The sequence below is a fragment of the Pseudoalteromonas sp. M8 genome (genome assembly GCF_018141365.1).
Classification (GTDB): Bacteria; Pseudomonadota; Gammaproteobacteria; order Enterobacterales; family Alteromonadaceae; genus Pseudoalteromonas.
On record NZ_CP047240.1, the window covers coordinates 722,245 to 737,440 of the forward strand.

Genomic DNA, 15,196 nt, shown 5'->3' on the forward strand with positions numbered 1-15,196 from the left:
ACCTAAATGTGATTATTTTGTAAAATAAAAGTTTACAGTATGGTTTCTTTGATATGGATCATATGTTCCTGATCCGATAGATTGGGTTTTAGGGTAAAAGCGACTATAGAAAATAAATTAATGTGATGTGGAGGTTGCTATGAGAAGGCAAATTACTCTGTCTCAGCTTGAAGAGTTGCTAGAGGAAAGGCAAGGGGGAGAGCGCCGAAAACAGCGAAGTAATGTTTTGCCTCTCGTCGAAAGGCGCAACCATGTTAGGCGAAAGTCTGATAGGCAATACTTGCACAATAGAGTTGAATAGCTCTCTCTATTCCTGTTTTGTCGTGAGCCCTGCATCCGAGTATAACGCGTAAGGTAGTTTATTAGTTTTTGCGTGATACATGGCTTTGTCGGCTTTAGCAACTAACTCTTCAGCCGATGTTGCGTCAGTGGGATAAATCACAGCACCGATACTCAAGTCTAGCTTTACTTCGCGGATGTTGGCGCTTTCATCTTGGAGACAGTAATTATCACTGAGCAAGTCATACTTATGCTGAGCCAGTTTTCGTAACTGGTTTTTTTCGGTCAGGTGAGGGGCGATAACCACGAATTCATCACCACCGTAGCGTGCTACAAAGTCCGAAGCACGTTTATACATTTTAAGTTTTGCCGACAGTATTTTTAGCAATTGGTCGCCTGCTTGATGACCAAGTTGATCATTGACTGGTTTAAAGTTGTCGAGATCAATAAACAACACACCAAATCCATGACCATATCGCTCTGATTCACTAATCGCTCTTTCTAGTTCGCTATCAAATGCGCCGCGGTTATGTAACATAGTGAGTCTATCCATAACCACCAAGTTCTCTAGATTCCGCTGCATTTCGTAGCGTTCTTTTGAGAAGGTAATTGTACGTGCCAGTAGTGGGCCGCTCACTTCATGTTTTGGGATATAATCTTGCGCACCAAGTTGAATTGCTTTTTCGCCAAACAGCGTTTCAGATACCCCAGTTAACACGATTATAGGGGCGCTGACGGGTAACTGCTTTACTTTAATCAGCGTGGTAAGACCTTGACTCTCATCGATATTCAAATCGATTAGGATGGCTTCAGGCTTGACTGTATTTAAGGCGGTTTCAAGTTGTTCTAAATTTTTAAAATGTTTAACGTTAAACTTTTGTCTACCGTCAGTACTTGCAAGTGTGCGCTTTACTAAGTAAGCATCTTCATCGTTGTCTTCAAGAAGATAAATCAGCCATGTATTCATAGTTACCCTTGCACGACACAGTTATTGTCAAACCAATACTGCTTGATTAATTTGATCAACGACTCTAAATCACTTAAGCGTCCAGGCTTGGTAATATATGACTTAGCACCCAATTGATATGCTTTACGAATGTCACTGTGGTGAGTGGAGGTGGTATAGCATACCGTTATTAATTTATCGGCAACTTGTTCATTTTTTAAAGCTTCCATGACTTCAAAGCCACTCATTTTTGGCATGTTTAAATCCAGCAAAATAACTTGGTCGTAAGTTGCGATAGAATCGAGGTAATGTAGCAGCTCATGACCGTCAGAAAAAATTTTAAGCTCTGGCGCATTGGTAATACTGCTGTATGCTCTTTTAAAAAAGTAAACATCATCTGGATCATCTTCAACTAATAACAGTTCCATTATTACTCCTTAACTTCTTTTGGCAGTATGATTTCAAATAAAGCGCCATCATCACTTTGCAGGCATTTTATTGTGCCGCCATGTAGTTTTACGATTTGTCGGCACAGCGCAAGGCCAATACCACTGCCATACTCTTGTGTGGTGCCAAAACGCCTGAACGGTTCAAAGATTTGCTGGCGTCGAGATTTTGGGATCCCAAGTCCATTGTCTTTGTAATGGATCACCGTTTCATGGCCGGTTTGGCTGGTGTAAATTTGGATCACGGGCGCAAGCTCTTGTGACTTAAACTTAATGCTGTTACTGATTAAGTTTTGCAACACTTGAAGAAAAAGCGAGGGATCAAGTTTGATAGGTAAATCACCATTCTCGAGTTTAATTTCTGCGCCGCTTTCCTCGATACTAAAGCTCATCACTTCACAGATATCTTCTAGCAATAAAGTTAGATTAGTTGTTTGTAGCTTCAACTCATGGGAATGTAAGCGTGATAACTTGAGTAGGTCTTGGATCATGATCCGCATTCGTTGACTGGCATCAACTAAGCGCTCTATTTCAAACTTTGCATCATCGTAGTTTTTTAAATCTGGCGTAATTCTTTGCGCCAAACTGTCCGAAAAAGCGGTGATCTTTCTGAGTGGCTCTTGCAAATCATGAGACGCAATGTAGGCAAAGTGCTCAAGGTGGGCGTTGGATTCTTGCAGCTGTAATAGCAATTCGGTGTGCTCGGTCATATCGACAAAAGTACCCAGCATCAACTCTGGCTCGCCATTGTGATCTCGAGTGATCACGGTATCGACAGAATAACACCAAACCCAATGCCCTTCTTTGTGTCTAAAGCGATATTTTATCGGGATAAGTTCACCGTCTTGGCTGGCTCTCACTTCATCAATATGCTCGTAAATGAGTGCGCGTTCACTTTCATGAAAACATAGTTCTAAATTTGAACTTTCTAACTCTTGAATTGTATAACCAAGGAGTTGGGTATAACGCTTGTTTATGCGCGTGTTTTTTTGGAGTTTTAAGTCGTAGAGATAAAGGCCACACACCGCTGAGTCAATCATTCGCTGTAAAAAGCGTTGGTTGTCTTCTAGCTCTTTTTCTGCGAATTTTCGCGCAGTAATATCGACGGCGATACCAACGATCCGCTCAACTTGGTTTTTACTGTCTTTAAGTGGATAAAGAGTCGTCTGATACCAATACTCTTTGTTTTTAAACGGTATCATTTCGGTGTAATCTACGGGTTTTGCGACCTCAACACAAAGTTGGTAGTTTTTTTCGATTCTATCTACTAGCTCCGCTTCTAACACTGTCCCCCTTAGTTCGCTGAGGGTTTTACCCAATATTTCATCAAGTTTGACGCCAGTGCGTTGACAAGCAAACTTATTGTACTCGAGCACTCGAAATGTTTGGTTTTTTTCTACCTTTAATAGCCAAATAGCCTGACTTGCACCTTCGTAGATGGCATTGAGAATTTTGTTTTTTTCCGCAACTTGCAGCTCAAGGGATTTTTTCTGATGGATATTTCTAAGTGCTCCAGACATCACCAATGCTTTACCGTGGTCGTCAAATTGGCTGTTGCCTACGGCGGAAAACCAAGCGTATTCTCCTTTGTTGTCTCGCCCTAAGTACTCGACAAAATATTGATCTTTGGTGGCAAAGTGATGATCTATGGCATCTTGCACTTTGCCCTGATGGTCTGGGTGGATATGTGCAAACCAATCGTCATAGGTGACTTTTTCGTCGTCGCGCTTACCTATCATGGTTTTTAAACGAGATGAATAGCTGACGCTGTTGTCGACAACGTTCCACTCCCAAATGCCATCTTCGGTTGCCCCGATTGCACGCTTCATTTGTTCGGTGGATTCCGCAAGTGCTTGCTCTGTGCGTTTAAGTGACGATAGGTTATTAAACACCGCTAAAATGAGATTGGCACCGTCATGGGGTTCTTGTACTAAGCGCATCTCCATCGGGATTAGATTGCCAAATTTGTCTTTCACATGGCACAGTGCTTCTTTACTGTAATCGTTTTGGTTGAGTAGAGATTGGCTAATGGATTCTAAGCTGTAGAACGGATCATCCAAACTGACGATATCGTGTAGTCTCAGCCCAATTAATGCATCTGGCGTGTCGTACCCAAGCTCGCGATAAAAATAAGGATTGCACTTACTCACGGTGAGTAGCTGGTCAAGTAGCAAGGTACTAGTGGGTAAGGCATCGAGCATAAACTCGGTAACTCTGTGTTGGTCGAGTTGCGAATGAAGCGCTTGCTTTTCATCGGTAATACGTTTGAGCCTTGCGGTCACGCCATGGAATTGATTGGGAGTTGGGATTGCGACGGCGCTTGGGATAAGTCTAAAAAGATAAACCGCCGTTACCATTGAGATAAACGCTGTGACTGCTTTTGAAATGCCATGAATACCATAAGCGCCATGCCAAACGGTATAAACGCCAATTAAGTGCGTGAGTCCACATAAGGTGATGAAGCTACAGAACAACACAAAGACCCAATTTCTGCCAACGTCAGGGCGTTGTTTTGCATAAATCATAATCGCCATAGGAATAGAAAAGTAGGCGGCGGCTATCAAGATATCGGAGATGACATTGGTCCATAGCAGGTGAGGTTGCCACAAATAGCAATGACCATGCGGCATGTACGCGCTATTAAAAAATGACTCAAACGAGTTCAAATCCATGTTATTTCCTTACCTCAACGTAAAGCCGATTCATATAAAAACATCCGCCGTTAAGACGCTAAAAGCGCACTCAAGCTGCGATAGTAAAATACGCTTTAAAAGTCCTAATGCTCTGCTTTAACTGTAGTATATCTATTTGAAATTTCGACAAGAGGTGTAAGAAATCTTTATCGTGAGGTAGGGAAGAGGGGGAGTTGAGAGATTAACAAGGTGAAGCGCGTGGCTTCACCTTGTTATTCAGTGAGTCGAAGGTACTTTTCGGCTAACTGATCAAGGCTTTCTTTGTGGTTTGGATCTGGTTTAATGCAATCAATGGGGCAGACACTTACACAGGTTGGTGTGTCGTAATGGCCGACGCATTCAGTGCATTTGTCAGGGTCAATTTGATAAATTTTATCGCCCATGTAAATGGCCTGATTAGGACACTCAGGGTCGCACATATCACAGTTGATACATTTATCATTAATAAGTAGTGCCATCGTTATGCCTTTTTAAAAGGATTACGAGTGTCCTCACTTTGGCCCAAATTGCGCATTAAAATGGCGTGACTTAAGTCTATGTCTTCTGGCAGTGGAATTTTGACGATATGACCAGAGCCCTTGGCGTCATCTATCGCTTCGCCTTTTTTATTTTCCATGTGTTCAAGATTAAAGTGAATATTGCCCTTAGGCGTCATCAATTCTAAGCTGTGACCAGTACAGAACTTGTTTTTAACCTCAATCTCAACGAGGCCATTATTAGTGCGACCTAGCACTTCACCAACAAACTGCTGTTGGTCAGACACCGAATGACCGTAGTCGTAATTTTGATAGTCTTGATGTACATGACGTTTCAAGAAACCTTCGGTATATCCTCGGTGGGCTAGATTTTCTAGGGTTTTCATTAAGCTTGGGTCAAATGGTTTACCTGCAACAGCATCATCAATGGCTTTACGATAGACTTGTGCGGTGCGGGCAACGTAATAGAATGACTTGGTTCGGCCTTCGATCTTAAGGCTGTGCACGCCCATGCGAGTCAGTTGATCAACATACTGGACTGCACGTAAATCTTTGGAATTCATGATGTAAGTACCATGCTCATCCTCAAATGCTGGCATGTATTCACCTGGGCGACCTTGCTCTTCGAGCATAAACACTTCGTCGCTTGGTTGACCTTCCCCTAAGGTTGGAATAATCGCTTTTGGATCGACTTTATGGACAACATCCCCGGTTTCGTTTTCTTGACCAGGTTTGACATCGTAGCTCCAGCGGCAGGCATTGGTACAAGTACCTTGGTTTGGATCGCGCTTGTTGATATAACCCGACAATAAACAGCGACCAGAATAAGCCATACATAAGGCGCCGTGAACGAACACTTCAAGCTCAGTGTCTGGGCACAATGTACGAATTTCTTCTATTTCTTGTAGCGACAACTCGCGAGAAAGAATAACGCGCTCAACCCCTTGTTTGGCCCAAAATTGCACCGCCGCATAGTTAACAGCATTCGCTTGTACGGATAAGTGAATTGGCATGTCTGGCCACTTATCGCGCACCAGCATAATTAGCCCGGGATCGGACATGATAAGCGCGTCTGGCTTCATCGCGATAACGGGCTCAATATCACGTAAGTAAGTTTTCACTTTGCCGTTGTGCGGCGCAATATTTGATACGACATAGAGCTTTTTGTTTTGCTGGTGGGCTTCGTTAATACCGGTTTCGAGGTTGTTTAGGTCAAATTCGTTATTGCGTACACGTAGACTGTATCTTGGTTGTCCGGCGTACACAGCGTCGGCACCGTACGCAAAAGCGTAACGCATATTCTTTAAACTGCCGGCAGGAGAGAGAAGTTCTGGTACAAACATGGTTTACCTCTGATTACGGGTCAGCTGTTGAGTGATTTCGTGTGCTGATTCTAAAAAGCGGCGCAGTATAGAAGAAAGCTAAGTAAGTAATTTTGATGTAGATCAGGTTTTTTGACATTGTGCAAGGAAGGGCAAGAGACCTTACTGTTAAGGCTTCTACTAGCAACTCTGCGCATTTAATCGACAAATAATTCGCCAAATTTTCGTTTCTTCGCAAAGAAAGCGGCGTGAGATAGTAGGTTTTTTCTACCAAAACACGTATAATTCGCGCCCGTTAATATTCACAATAATATTTTGGAGCAAAAAAGATGGCTTTAGAGCGCACTTTTTCAATCATCAAGCCTGATGCTGTAGCTAAAAACCACATCGGTGCTATCTACAACCGTTTTGAGTCTGCTGGTCTTAAAATCGTTGCATCAAAAATGGTTCACCTTTCTCAAGAGAAAGCTGAAGGTTTCTACGCAGAGCACAAAGAGCGTCCTTTCTTTGGTGCACTAGTTTCTTTCATGACTTCTGGTCCAGTAATGGTTCAGGTGCTTGAAGGTGAAGATGCAGTTCGTAAAAACCGCGAAATCATGGGTGCTACTAACCCTGCTGAAGCGCTAGCTGGTACGCTACGTGCTGACTACGCAGACAGCATCGACGAGAACGCAGTACACGGTTCTGACGCGCCAGAGTCTGCTGCTCGCGAAATCGCTTACTTCTTCGCTGAAGAAGAGATCTGCCCACGTACTCGTTAATTCGAGACTTGGTGCCAAAGAAGGGCTTTCGAGCCCTTTTTTTGTCCCGTAGCTAAGTTGAGGGATAAGCGTGCTTTGTAAAGTAATCACACTACTTCACAAAACACGTTACATTATTTGTGATGCTTGCTGCTTTTTTGTACAATGCGTTATTGGCAATTTAGCTGTTCTTACCGTCTTTAACCGAGGTTGTTCATGACCACTATTGAGAAAAAAATTAACTTACTTGATTTAAATCGCGAGGGGATGCGCGAGTTGTTTGCATCATATGGCGAAAAGCCGTTTCGCGCGGATCAGGTGATGAAATGGATTTATCATTTTGGCATTGACAACTTTGATGATATGAGCAATCTGAACAAAAAGCTGCGTGCGCGTTTGCAAGCTGAGTGTGAGATTAAGGCGCCTGAAATTTCAGTAAAGCAAGAGGCTTCTGACGGTACCATTAAATATGCTCTATTACTCGAGGGTGGCCAAGAAGTTGAAACCGTGTGGATCCCTGAAAAAGACCGAGCGACACTGTGTGTGTCTTCTCAAGTTGGCTGTGCGCTAGAGTGTACTTTTTGCTCAACAGCGCAGCAGGGCTTTAACCGTAACTTAAAAGTGTCTGAGATCATTGGTCAGGTTTGGCGCGTGGCAACCGACATTGGTCTGCATAAAGGCGATAGCACTAAACGTCCAATTACTAACATCGTTATGATGGGTATGGGTGAGCCTCTGTTAAACCTAAATAACGTTGTACCGGCGATGGAACTGATGATGGACGATTGGGCATTTGGTTTATCCAAGCGTCGCGTTACGCTAAGTACATCGGGTGTGGTACCTGCGCTTGATATCTTGAAAGAAAAGATTGATGTGGCACTGGCGATTTCGCTACATGCGCCAAACAATCCACTACGTGATGTACTTGTACCAATCAACAAAAAGTATCCGATTGAAGAGTTCCTAGCAGCATGTCGTCGCTATATTGATGGCTCTAAAGCAAATAAAGATGTCACCATTGAGTACGTGATGCTACAAGACGTGAATGACAGTACAGATCATGCCCATGAGTTGGTGCAAGTTCTCAAAGGCACACCGTCAAAAATTAACTTGATCCCATTTAACCCGTTCCCAGGGAATGAATATGGTCGCTCTAGCAACAGCCGTATCGATAGATTTTCTAAGGTGTTACAAGCTGCAGGACTTACCTGTATCGTTCGTCGTACTCGTGGCGATGACATTGACGCTGCATGTGGACAGCTAGTAGGTGATGTCGTAGATAGAACCAAACGTTTAGCCAAGAAAAAGCAGCGTGACGACAATGCTATTACTGTCAATGTAAGCGCACAATAATATTAAAAATGAGCTGGGTTTACTCAGCTCATTTCATCTTAACCTCAGATAAGTTCTGACTATCTGGTAAAAAAGAGATGAATCTCTTAGCCTTTTGGGTAATATAGGGCACACATAGAACCCAGTGGCATTCAAAGGTGAGTGATGCAATCGCGAAATTATCGCAAAACAGGATTGGCTGCATCCATTCTCGCAGGCGCGAGTTTAGTTCTGTCAGGTTGTGTGACGGAGAGTAGTTATCGCTCCGATGGGCGTCCTGTGGCCGAACAACAAGTCAATAACACCAATGCCGCAAGAACTCGCATTGCGCTTGCACTTCAATATCTCAATTCTGGTAACACCACCTCAGCCAAATTTAACTTAGAGCGTGCATTACAGTTAGCGCCAAAGCTGGCCGAAGCTCATTATACATTAGCGTATTATTACGAACAGGTGGGCGAGCAACAACGTGCTGATAATGCCTATCAGGCGGCTTTGGATATTGAGCCAGATAATCCCGACACACTAAACAACTATGGCACTTTTCTTTGTCGCGTTGGACAGTATGACAAAGCGAGCAAATACTTTTTCAAAGCGATAGAGGTGCCAAGTTATTTGCGGGTATCTGCAAGCTATGAAAACTTAGCCCTATGTGCGTTGAAGCAAAACGAGTATTCCCTTGCCGAGGAATATCTGTTAAATGCGATTAAGCATAACGCTCAGCAAATGTCGTCGCAACTTGCACTCGCGGGCCTGTACTATGCTCGCAGTGATTTCTTAAGAGCAGAAGATGTGCTTGATAATGTTGCCAAGCGTGGATTTATTTCGCCAAGAAGCTTAATGCTTGGGCACCTAGTGCATATGCAAATGGGCCACTTACAAAAAGCGCAAGACATCGCCACGACCTTGGTGCAAAGCTACCCTAAATCTGCACAAGCAGGCCTTATCTTAACGAATAATATCGCTGCAAGTGAATTTGAACGGTTGCGCAATCGCTATCGAGAAGCGCAGTTAAATCAGCTTGCAGAGGCGTCGCCTAATCATATAGTTGCGAATCCAAAAATTAAAATTAAACGTAAGAAAACGCAACCGAATTCAACCCAATCATTCACCGTTGATTCACCCATTGAGGCCAATAATTCTGCGCCTTCGGCAAAACCTGAAGTGGCAAAAAGCACATCTTTAGTGAACGTTAGCTCGGACTCTGAAGCTCGGGTTGAGTTTTATCAACCGGACCCATCGGAAGTCACATTTAGTCCTCGCTCACGTGAGCCTCAAGTGTTAGCGACTACATCATCCAGCAGTTCAAGTGTACCGTTATTAAATCGTGACGTTGCGCCTCCTCAGGTACCTTTTCATACTGTTATTGCAGGTGAAAACCTGTTTAGTATTTCAGTCAAATACGACATTAAAATGGTTGAATTGATGGAATATAATCAAGTGCGGGAATCTGCAAGATTGTACGCAGGTCAAAAGGTGTATCTTAACAATCCCAATGTCGTGCATGAAATTGCGGCGGGAGATACTTTGCTCAGTATTGCCGATCGATATGGTGTGTTGATCGATGAAATTATGCGATGGAATAAACTCACTCCTGATGTGGCGCTGCAAGCAGGCCACGGATTATTAATTGTAGACCCAACAAATTACGTTTTATGAACCAAACAATGAAAGAGCAGGAAGCACCTGAACAAGAGCAGCCTTCACTCGGGCAAACTTTAGCAACGGCGAGACAAAATGCCGGGATCAGCTTTGCTGAAATTGAATCGCGCTTAAAGATGACCCATGCCCAACTTACCAAGCTCGAGCAGGATGACTATCAAGACCTAGGGCCTGAAACCTTTGTGCGTGGCTATATTAAAAATTACGCTGCGCTATTGGGGTTGAATCCGACGGAAGTACTGGCTCGATATCAATCTCCGGAGCTGCCGCCACAGAAAAAGCGGATGCAAAGCTTTTCTCGCCGTACTCATAAAGAAGCCCACGATAACCGCCTAATGATGGTGAGCTACATTGTGCTGGCTATTGTACTGGGGTCGTCGGCATTTTGGTTTTGGCAGACCAATAGCTCAGAGCAAGAAGTGGTGCCTGAAACGCCGGTCACTCAGCTTGAGACGCCAGTTGAAAATGCCACAACGCCAAAGCTTGATGAGTTAGCATTACCTACTGAGCAAAATAATGAGACAGCCCCGCAAAGCGAGCCGCAGATGAGTGAAACGGAGGTTTCAGTACCTGTTGAAGCGAAACCGCAAACGGTAAAACGAAACTCGGCATTGAGCACGGTAGTCATGCATTTCAACGAAGAAAGCTGGGTTGAAATGTTTGATGCGACACAAGAACGTGTCGCGTTCGGTGTTAAAAAAGCGGGATATACTATGACAGTTGAAGGTAAGGCCCCTTTTTCTGTTATACTCGGCAAGCATCAGGCCGTAGAGGTCACGCTTGACGGTAAACCAGTGTCTTTGCCTGCGTTTACTAAAAACCGTCTAGCTAAATTCAATTTACCGTTAACAGAGTAGTCAGCATGTTTTCAGAACCACCTATAAAGCGTAGAAAATCAACAAGGATCTATGTCGGTAATGTGCCTATTGGTGATGGCGCACCGATAGCAGTACAGTCTATGACGAACACCAATACTCTAGATGTTGATGCGACGGTGGCACAAATTAGAGCTATCCAAGACGCCGGAGCGGATATTGTCCGTGTTTCTGTGCCGACAATGGATGCAGCTGAAGCATTCAAAAGCATTAAAGAGCAAGTGGATATTCCGCTCGTTACGGATATTCACTTCGATTATCGTATTGCATTACAAGTGGCTAAGTACGGTGCCGATTGCTTGCGGATAAACCCTGGGAATATTGGCAGCGAAGATCGTATTCGTGCAGTGATTGACGCGGCGGGAGAGCATAATATCCCAATTCGTATTGGCGTGAATGGCGGCTCACTAGAGCGCGATTTGCAAGAAAAGTATGGTGAACCAACACCAGAAGCCTTGCTTGAGTCTGCGATGCGACATGTCGAAATTCTCCAGCGCCATAACTTTGATCAGTTTAAAGTCTCGGTAAAAGCTTCCGACGTATTCTTAGCCGTTGGCGCTTATCGTTTATTGGCAAAAGAAATTGATCAACCTCTGCACCTTGGGATCACCGAGGCAGGTGGTTTTAGAGCCGGTTCGGTTAAATCGGCAGTTGGCCTAGGGATGTTACTTGCTGAAGGGATTGGTGATACATTACGTGTTTCACTTGCGGCTGATCCGGTGCAAGAAATCAAAGTGGGTTTTGATATTCTAAAGTCACTGCGAATTCGCTCGCGCGGCATTAATTTTATTGCTTGCCCAAGTTGTTCACGCCAAGAGTTTGATGTAGTGAATACGATGAATCAGCTGGAAGAGCGATTAGAAGATATCGTCACACCTATTTCGGTGTCTGTGATTGGCTGCGTGGTCAATGGTCCTGGTGAAGCACTCGTCAGTGACTTAGGTCTTGCTGGCGCAAATCGCCGTTCAGGTCTTTATATCAATGGCGAGCGCCAAAAAACACGGATTGATAATGATGATATCGTTGCTCAATTAGAATCTCAGATCCGAGAATATGTAGAGAAAAAAGAAAGCGAAGAAAAAATCGATGTAAAAATCATCGACTGATACCGGCGTAATCGTTAAGATAAGCGAATTTTCGCGCTTTCTCACGGCGTGCTAAACTGCACGACGATAAATGGCATTAAAGAAATAAAACCAATGCGATGAGACTGTTTGAGCGTATTTAGTTAAAGGCTCAAGTAGTAGTAAATCGATTGGTGACAAATTTAAGTTAGGGTTTTCAGTGACTAAACAACTTCAGGCAATCCGTGGAATGAATGATTGTCTGCCAGGTGACACGCAGGTCTGGCAGAAAGTAGAATCGGTGTTAAGAGACACAGTAGCGGCATTTGGCTATCAAGAGATCCGTTTTCCAATCGTTGAGTCGACCGATCTATTTAAGCGCTCTATCGGTGAAGTGACCGATATCGTCGAAAAAGAGATGTATACCTTTGATGACCGTAATGGCGATAGCTTAACGCTACGTCCGGAAGGCACAGCAGTGTGCGTCCGTGCGGGTAATCAAAATGGTTTGCTATACAACCAAGAACAGCGCCTTTGGTACATGGGACCTATGTTCCGCCATGAAAGACCGCAAAAAGGCCGTTACCGTCAATTCCATCAATTTGGTGTTGAAACCTTTGGTATGGCGACGGCAGACATTGATGCCGAAGTGATCTTATTGACGGCGCGTCTATGGCAGCAATTTGGTATTCAAGACCATGTTAAGCTTGAGCTCAATTCTTTGGGGTCAAATGAAGCGCGTGCTGAATATCGTGATGCTCTGATTGCATATCTGGAGCAACACAAAGAAGCGCTTGATGAAGACAGTCTGCGCCGTATGTATAGCAATCCACTGCGCGTGTTAGATAGCAAAAACCCAGAGGTGCAAGCTGTACTGGTTGATGCACCTAAGCTTTCTGAACACTTAGATGAAGAATCACGCGAACATTTTGCTAATTTGTGTGAACGTTTAGACGCAGCTGGCGTCGAATACCAAGTTAATGAAAAACTGGTACGTGGCTTAGATTACTACAACCGCACTGTATTTGAGTGGGTGACAACAAGCTTAGGTTCTCAAGGCACAGTATGTGCTGGCGGCCGCTATGATGGCTTGGTTGAGCAGCTTGGCGGCAAAGCAACGCCAGCCGTTGGTTTTGCTATGGGTATCGAACGTTTAGTGTTGATGCTACAAACGCTGGAATGTGTGGGTGATATTCGTCGGAATGCTGACGTATACGTCGTTGCGATGGGTGACAAAGCGGCGATTCAAGCTCCTGTAGTTGCACAGCAATTACGAGATGATATTGCTGGCCTTCGCGTGATGGTTCATTGTGGCGGTGGCAACTTCAAGAAACAATTTAAGCGTGCAGATAAAAGCGATGCTGTTATTGCGCTAGTGCTAGGCGAAGATGAACTCGCTGAAGGCAAAGTGACAGTGAAGTATCTGCGTGAAGAGAAAGAACAAATCACCTTACCACTTGCAGAAGTAAAAACGCTGTTAGCAGAGCTGGTAGGCTAAGAGGTTAGAATGGAAATTTATTCAACAGAAGAACAACAAGCAGAAGCAATAAAACGATTTTTCCGTGAAAATGGTACAACGATTGTGGTTGGTGCTGTGCTTGGTTTAGGTGGTCTGTATGGCTGGAAAGCGTATAACCAAAGCCAGATCGATAGCGCAGAAGCAGCATCAGAAGCATACACTCAGGTTGTTGAAAGTGATGATGTACTAGCTAAAAGCGACGCTTTTGTTGCTGCAAATGCTGATTCTAACTACGCCGTGTTAGCGGCTTTCGTTGCTGCTAAAGAGGCAATCGACAAAGACGATCTTAAGCTAGCTGCAGAGAAGCTAACTTGGGCGGCTGATAATGTTGCTAACGCTGAGCTAAAAGCAACGGCTTTATTAAGACTTGCACGTGTACAAGCGTCTCAGTCTCAATACGAACAAGCACTGGCAACACTCGCTAAGCCTATGCCTGAAGCGTTTAAGGCTCAGCTTGCTGAGATCCAAGGTGATATTTACCTTGCTCAAGGCGATAAAGATAAAGCTCGAAGTGCTTATCAATCGGCACTAGAAGCAGCGGAAGGCAATAGCAACCCTATGCTGCAAATTAAACTGGATGATCTTGCACAAAAGACAACGGTTTAAGGAGTTGCCATGAAGAAGTTAACGATGGCCTCATTGGCTTTATGTGTTGCAGCACTCACCGCTGGTTGTTCTTCTAGTGATGATGAAGAAGAGTTAAAGCTCCCTGAGATCAACAATCAATTCGACGCCTCTGTGGTTTGGCAAGAAGGGATTGGTGACGGGGTTGAGCACTACTTTTCGCGTTTATCTCCAACAAGCTACCAAAGCACTGTTTTTGCAGCTGCCCGTGAAGGTATAGTGACAGCATTTGATGCACAAACAGGTAAAGAAAAGTGGCAAGTTGATGTTCGTGAGAATACCAACTTTTGGCCATGGGAAGACAGCGACAGTGCGAAGCTGTCAGGTGGGATCACACAAGCTTATGGTAAACTCTATGTTGGCTCTGAGCACGGACAGGTTTTTGCGCTTGACCGTGAAACCGGCGAAATAGTTTGGCGTAAGTCGGTACCAGGTGAAGCACTGTCAGCGCCAGCTGCAGGCGATGGTCTTCTTTACGTTAACTTAGGTTCAGGCAAGCTGGTTGCGCTACACCCAGATACAGGTGAAGAGCGTTGGCACTATGAGCAAGAAGTCCCTGCGCTGACATTACGTGGTTTAAGCTCACCAACCAGCGCGAATGGTGGCGTATTGGTTGGCGAAGAAAGTGGTAAGTTAACAGCACTTATCGCTGAAAACGGTTTTACCGCATGGAGCTCGGATGTTGCAATTGCAAAAGGGGCTTCTGAGTTTGAACGTTTGGTGGATGTTGATACTAAACCTGTTGTAAGCGGCGCATATGTGTATTCTATCGCCTATAATGGTAAACTAGTCGCCATTGATGTGCGCAGCGGCAATGTAGTGTGGGATCGTGAGTACAGTAGTTACCGAGACCTTACACTCGATCTTGACGTAATTTATTTGGTTGATAGCGATGGTGTACTGTACGCACTAGACAAAAACTCAGGTATTGAACGTTGGACACAACCAGCTCTGCGCGGTTGGTATTTAACCGCTCCAACGGTTGCTGGCAACTATGTAGTGGTTGGCGATCAGGAAGGTAACTTACATTGGCTAGATAAGAGCTCTGGTGAGTTGGTATCGCGTACCGAGTTTGATAGTTCAGGTTTTTTCGTCGAACCGATTGTGGTCGATGGCAAAGTATTTGTTTACACGCGTGATGGTGAACTTAGCGCAGTTCAAATTCCGCAGTAACTTTCTGAATTTTTAGATTTTTTATGGGGCTTCGCTTTTGCGAAG

The 15,196-nt window shown here is 44.3% G+C and carries 13 protein-coding genes; 8 read left to right on the forward strand and 5 right to left on the reverse strand.

The window, feature by feature from the left end; all coding sequences use genetic code 11:
* Positions 1–307: 307 nt before the first annotated feature.
* The 5 genes from GSF13_RS08295 to yegQ form a co-directional block, all read right to left on the reverse strand.
* On the reverse strand, positions 308–1,246 hold the full coding sequence (locus GSF13_RS08295) for a GGDEF domain-containing response regulator (protein WP_010605675.1): 939 nt from the start codon (positions 1,244–1,246) through the stop codon (positions 308–310).
* Positions 1,247–1,248: 2 nt separating this feature from the next.
* Positions 1,249–1,653 carry a response regulator gene (locus GSF13_RS08300; RefSeq protein WP_010605674.1) on the reverse strand — a complete coding sequence of 135 codons (405 nt, stop codon included), beginning with the start codon at positions 1,651–1,653 and terminating at the stop codon, positions 1,249–1,251.
* 2 nt (positions 1,654–1,655) lie between these two features.
* The gene (locus GSF13_RS08305; protein WP_211867845.1) at positions 1,656–4,343 is read right to left on the reverse strand and encodes a PAS domain-containing sensor histidine kinase; all 2,688 of its coding nucleotides are present in this window, start codon (positions 4,341–4,343) and stop codon (positions 1,656–1,658) included.
* A gap of 233 nt (positions 4,344–4,576) precedes the next feature.
* The gene (locus GSF13_RS08310; RefSeq protein WP_010377334.1) at positions 4,577–4,822 is read right to left on the reverse strand and encodes a YfhL family 4Fe-4S dicluster ferredoxin; all 246 of its coding nucleotides are present in this window, start codon (positions 4,820–4,822) and stop codon (positions 4,577–4,579) included.
* Between the two features lie 2 nt (positions 4,823–4,824).
* Positions 4,825–6,183 carry a tRNA 5-hydroxyuridine modification protein YegQ gene (gene yegQ / locus GSF13_RS08315; protein ID WP_211867847.1) on the reverse strand — a complete coding sequence of 453 codons (1,359 nt, stop codon included), beginning with the start codon at positions 6,181–6,183 and terminating at the stop codon, positions 4,825–4,827.
* Positions 6,184–6,491: 308 nt separating this feature from the next.
* On the opposite strand from yegQ, the gene ndk reads away from it, so the two are divergent.
* The 8 genes from ndk (at position 6,492) to bamB (ending at position 15,151) form a co-directional block, all read left to right on the forward strand.
* The gene (gene ndk, locus GSF13_RS08320) at positions 6,492–6,923 is read left to right on the forward strand and encodes a nucleoside-diphosphate kinase (protein ID WP_010377338.1); all 432 of its coding nucleotides are present in this window, start codon (positions 6,492–6,494) and stop codon (positions 6,921–6,923) included.
* A 195-nt stretch (positions 6,924–7,118) separates the two neighbouring features.
* Positions 7,119–8,255, forward strand: a complete 1,137-nt coding sequence (locus GSF13_RS08325; RefSeq protein ID WP_102056140.1) for a bifunctional tRNA (adenosine(37)-C2)-methyltransferase TrmG/ribosomal RNA large subunit methyltransferase RlmN — start codon at positions 7,119–7,121, stop codon at positions 8,253–8,255.
* Between the two features lie 144 nt (positions 8,256–8,399).
* Positions 8,400–9,893: a type IV pilus biogenesis/stability protein PilW gene (pilW, locus tag GSF13_RS08330; RefSeq protein ID WP_010605670.1), complete on the forward strand. Its 1,494-nt coding sequence runs from the start codon at positions 8,400–8,402 to the stop codon at positions 9,891–9,893.
* Between the two features lie 8 nt (positions 9,894–9,901).
* Entirely contained in the window at positions 9,902–10,753 is an 852-nt protein-coding gene (locus tag GSF13_RS08335) for a RodZ domain-containing protein (RefSeq protein ID WP_249122754.1), read from the forward strand.
* 5 nt (positions 10,754–10,758) lie between these two features.
* A complete protein-coding gene (gene ispG, locus GSF13_RS08340; RefSeq protein ID WP_010377346.1) occupies positions 10,759–11,877 on the forward strand; it encodes a flavodoxin-dependent (E)-4-hydroxy-3-methylbut-2-enyl-diphosphate synthase in 1,119 nt (372 codons plus the stop codon).
* A 178-nt stretch (positions 11,878–12,055) separates the two neighbouring features.
* A complete protein-coding gene (gene hisS / locus GSF13_RS08345; RefSeq protein ID WP_211867851.1) occupies positions 12,056–13,333 on the forward strand; it encodes a histidine--tRNA ligase in 1,278 nt (425 codons plus the stop codon).
* A 9-nt stretch (positions 13,334–13,342) separates the two neighbouring features.
* Complete coding sequence (locus tag GSF13_RS08350; protein ID WP_010605666.1) at positions 13,343–13,960, forward strand: tetratricopeptide repeat protein; 618 nt, start codon at positions 13,343–13,345, stop codon at positions 13,958–13,960.
* A gap of 9 nt (positions 13,961–13,969) precedes the next feature.
* Positions 13,970–15,151 carry an outer membrane protein assembly factor BamB gene (gene bamB, locus GSF13_RS08355; RefSeq protein ID WP_010605665.1) on the forward strand — a complete coding sequence of 394 codons (1,182 nt, stop codon included), beginning with the start codon at positions 13,970–13,972 and terminating at the stop codon, positions 15,149–15,151.
* Positions 15,152–15,196 lie beyond the last annotated feature (45 nt).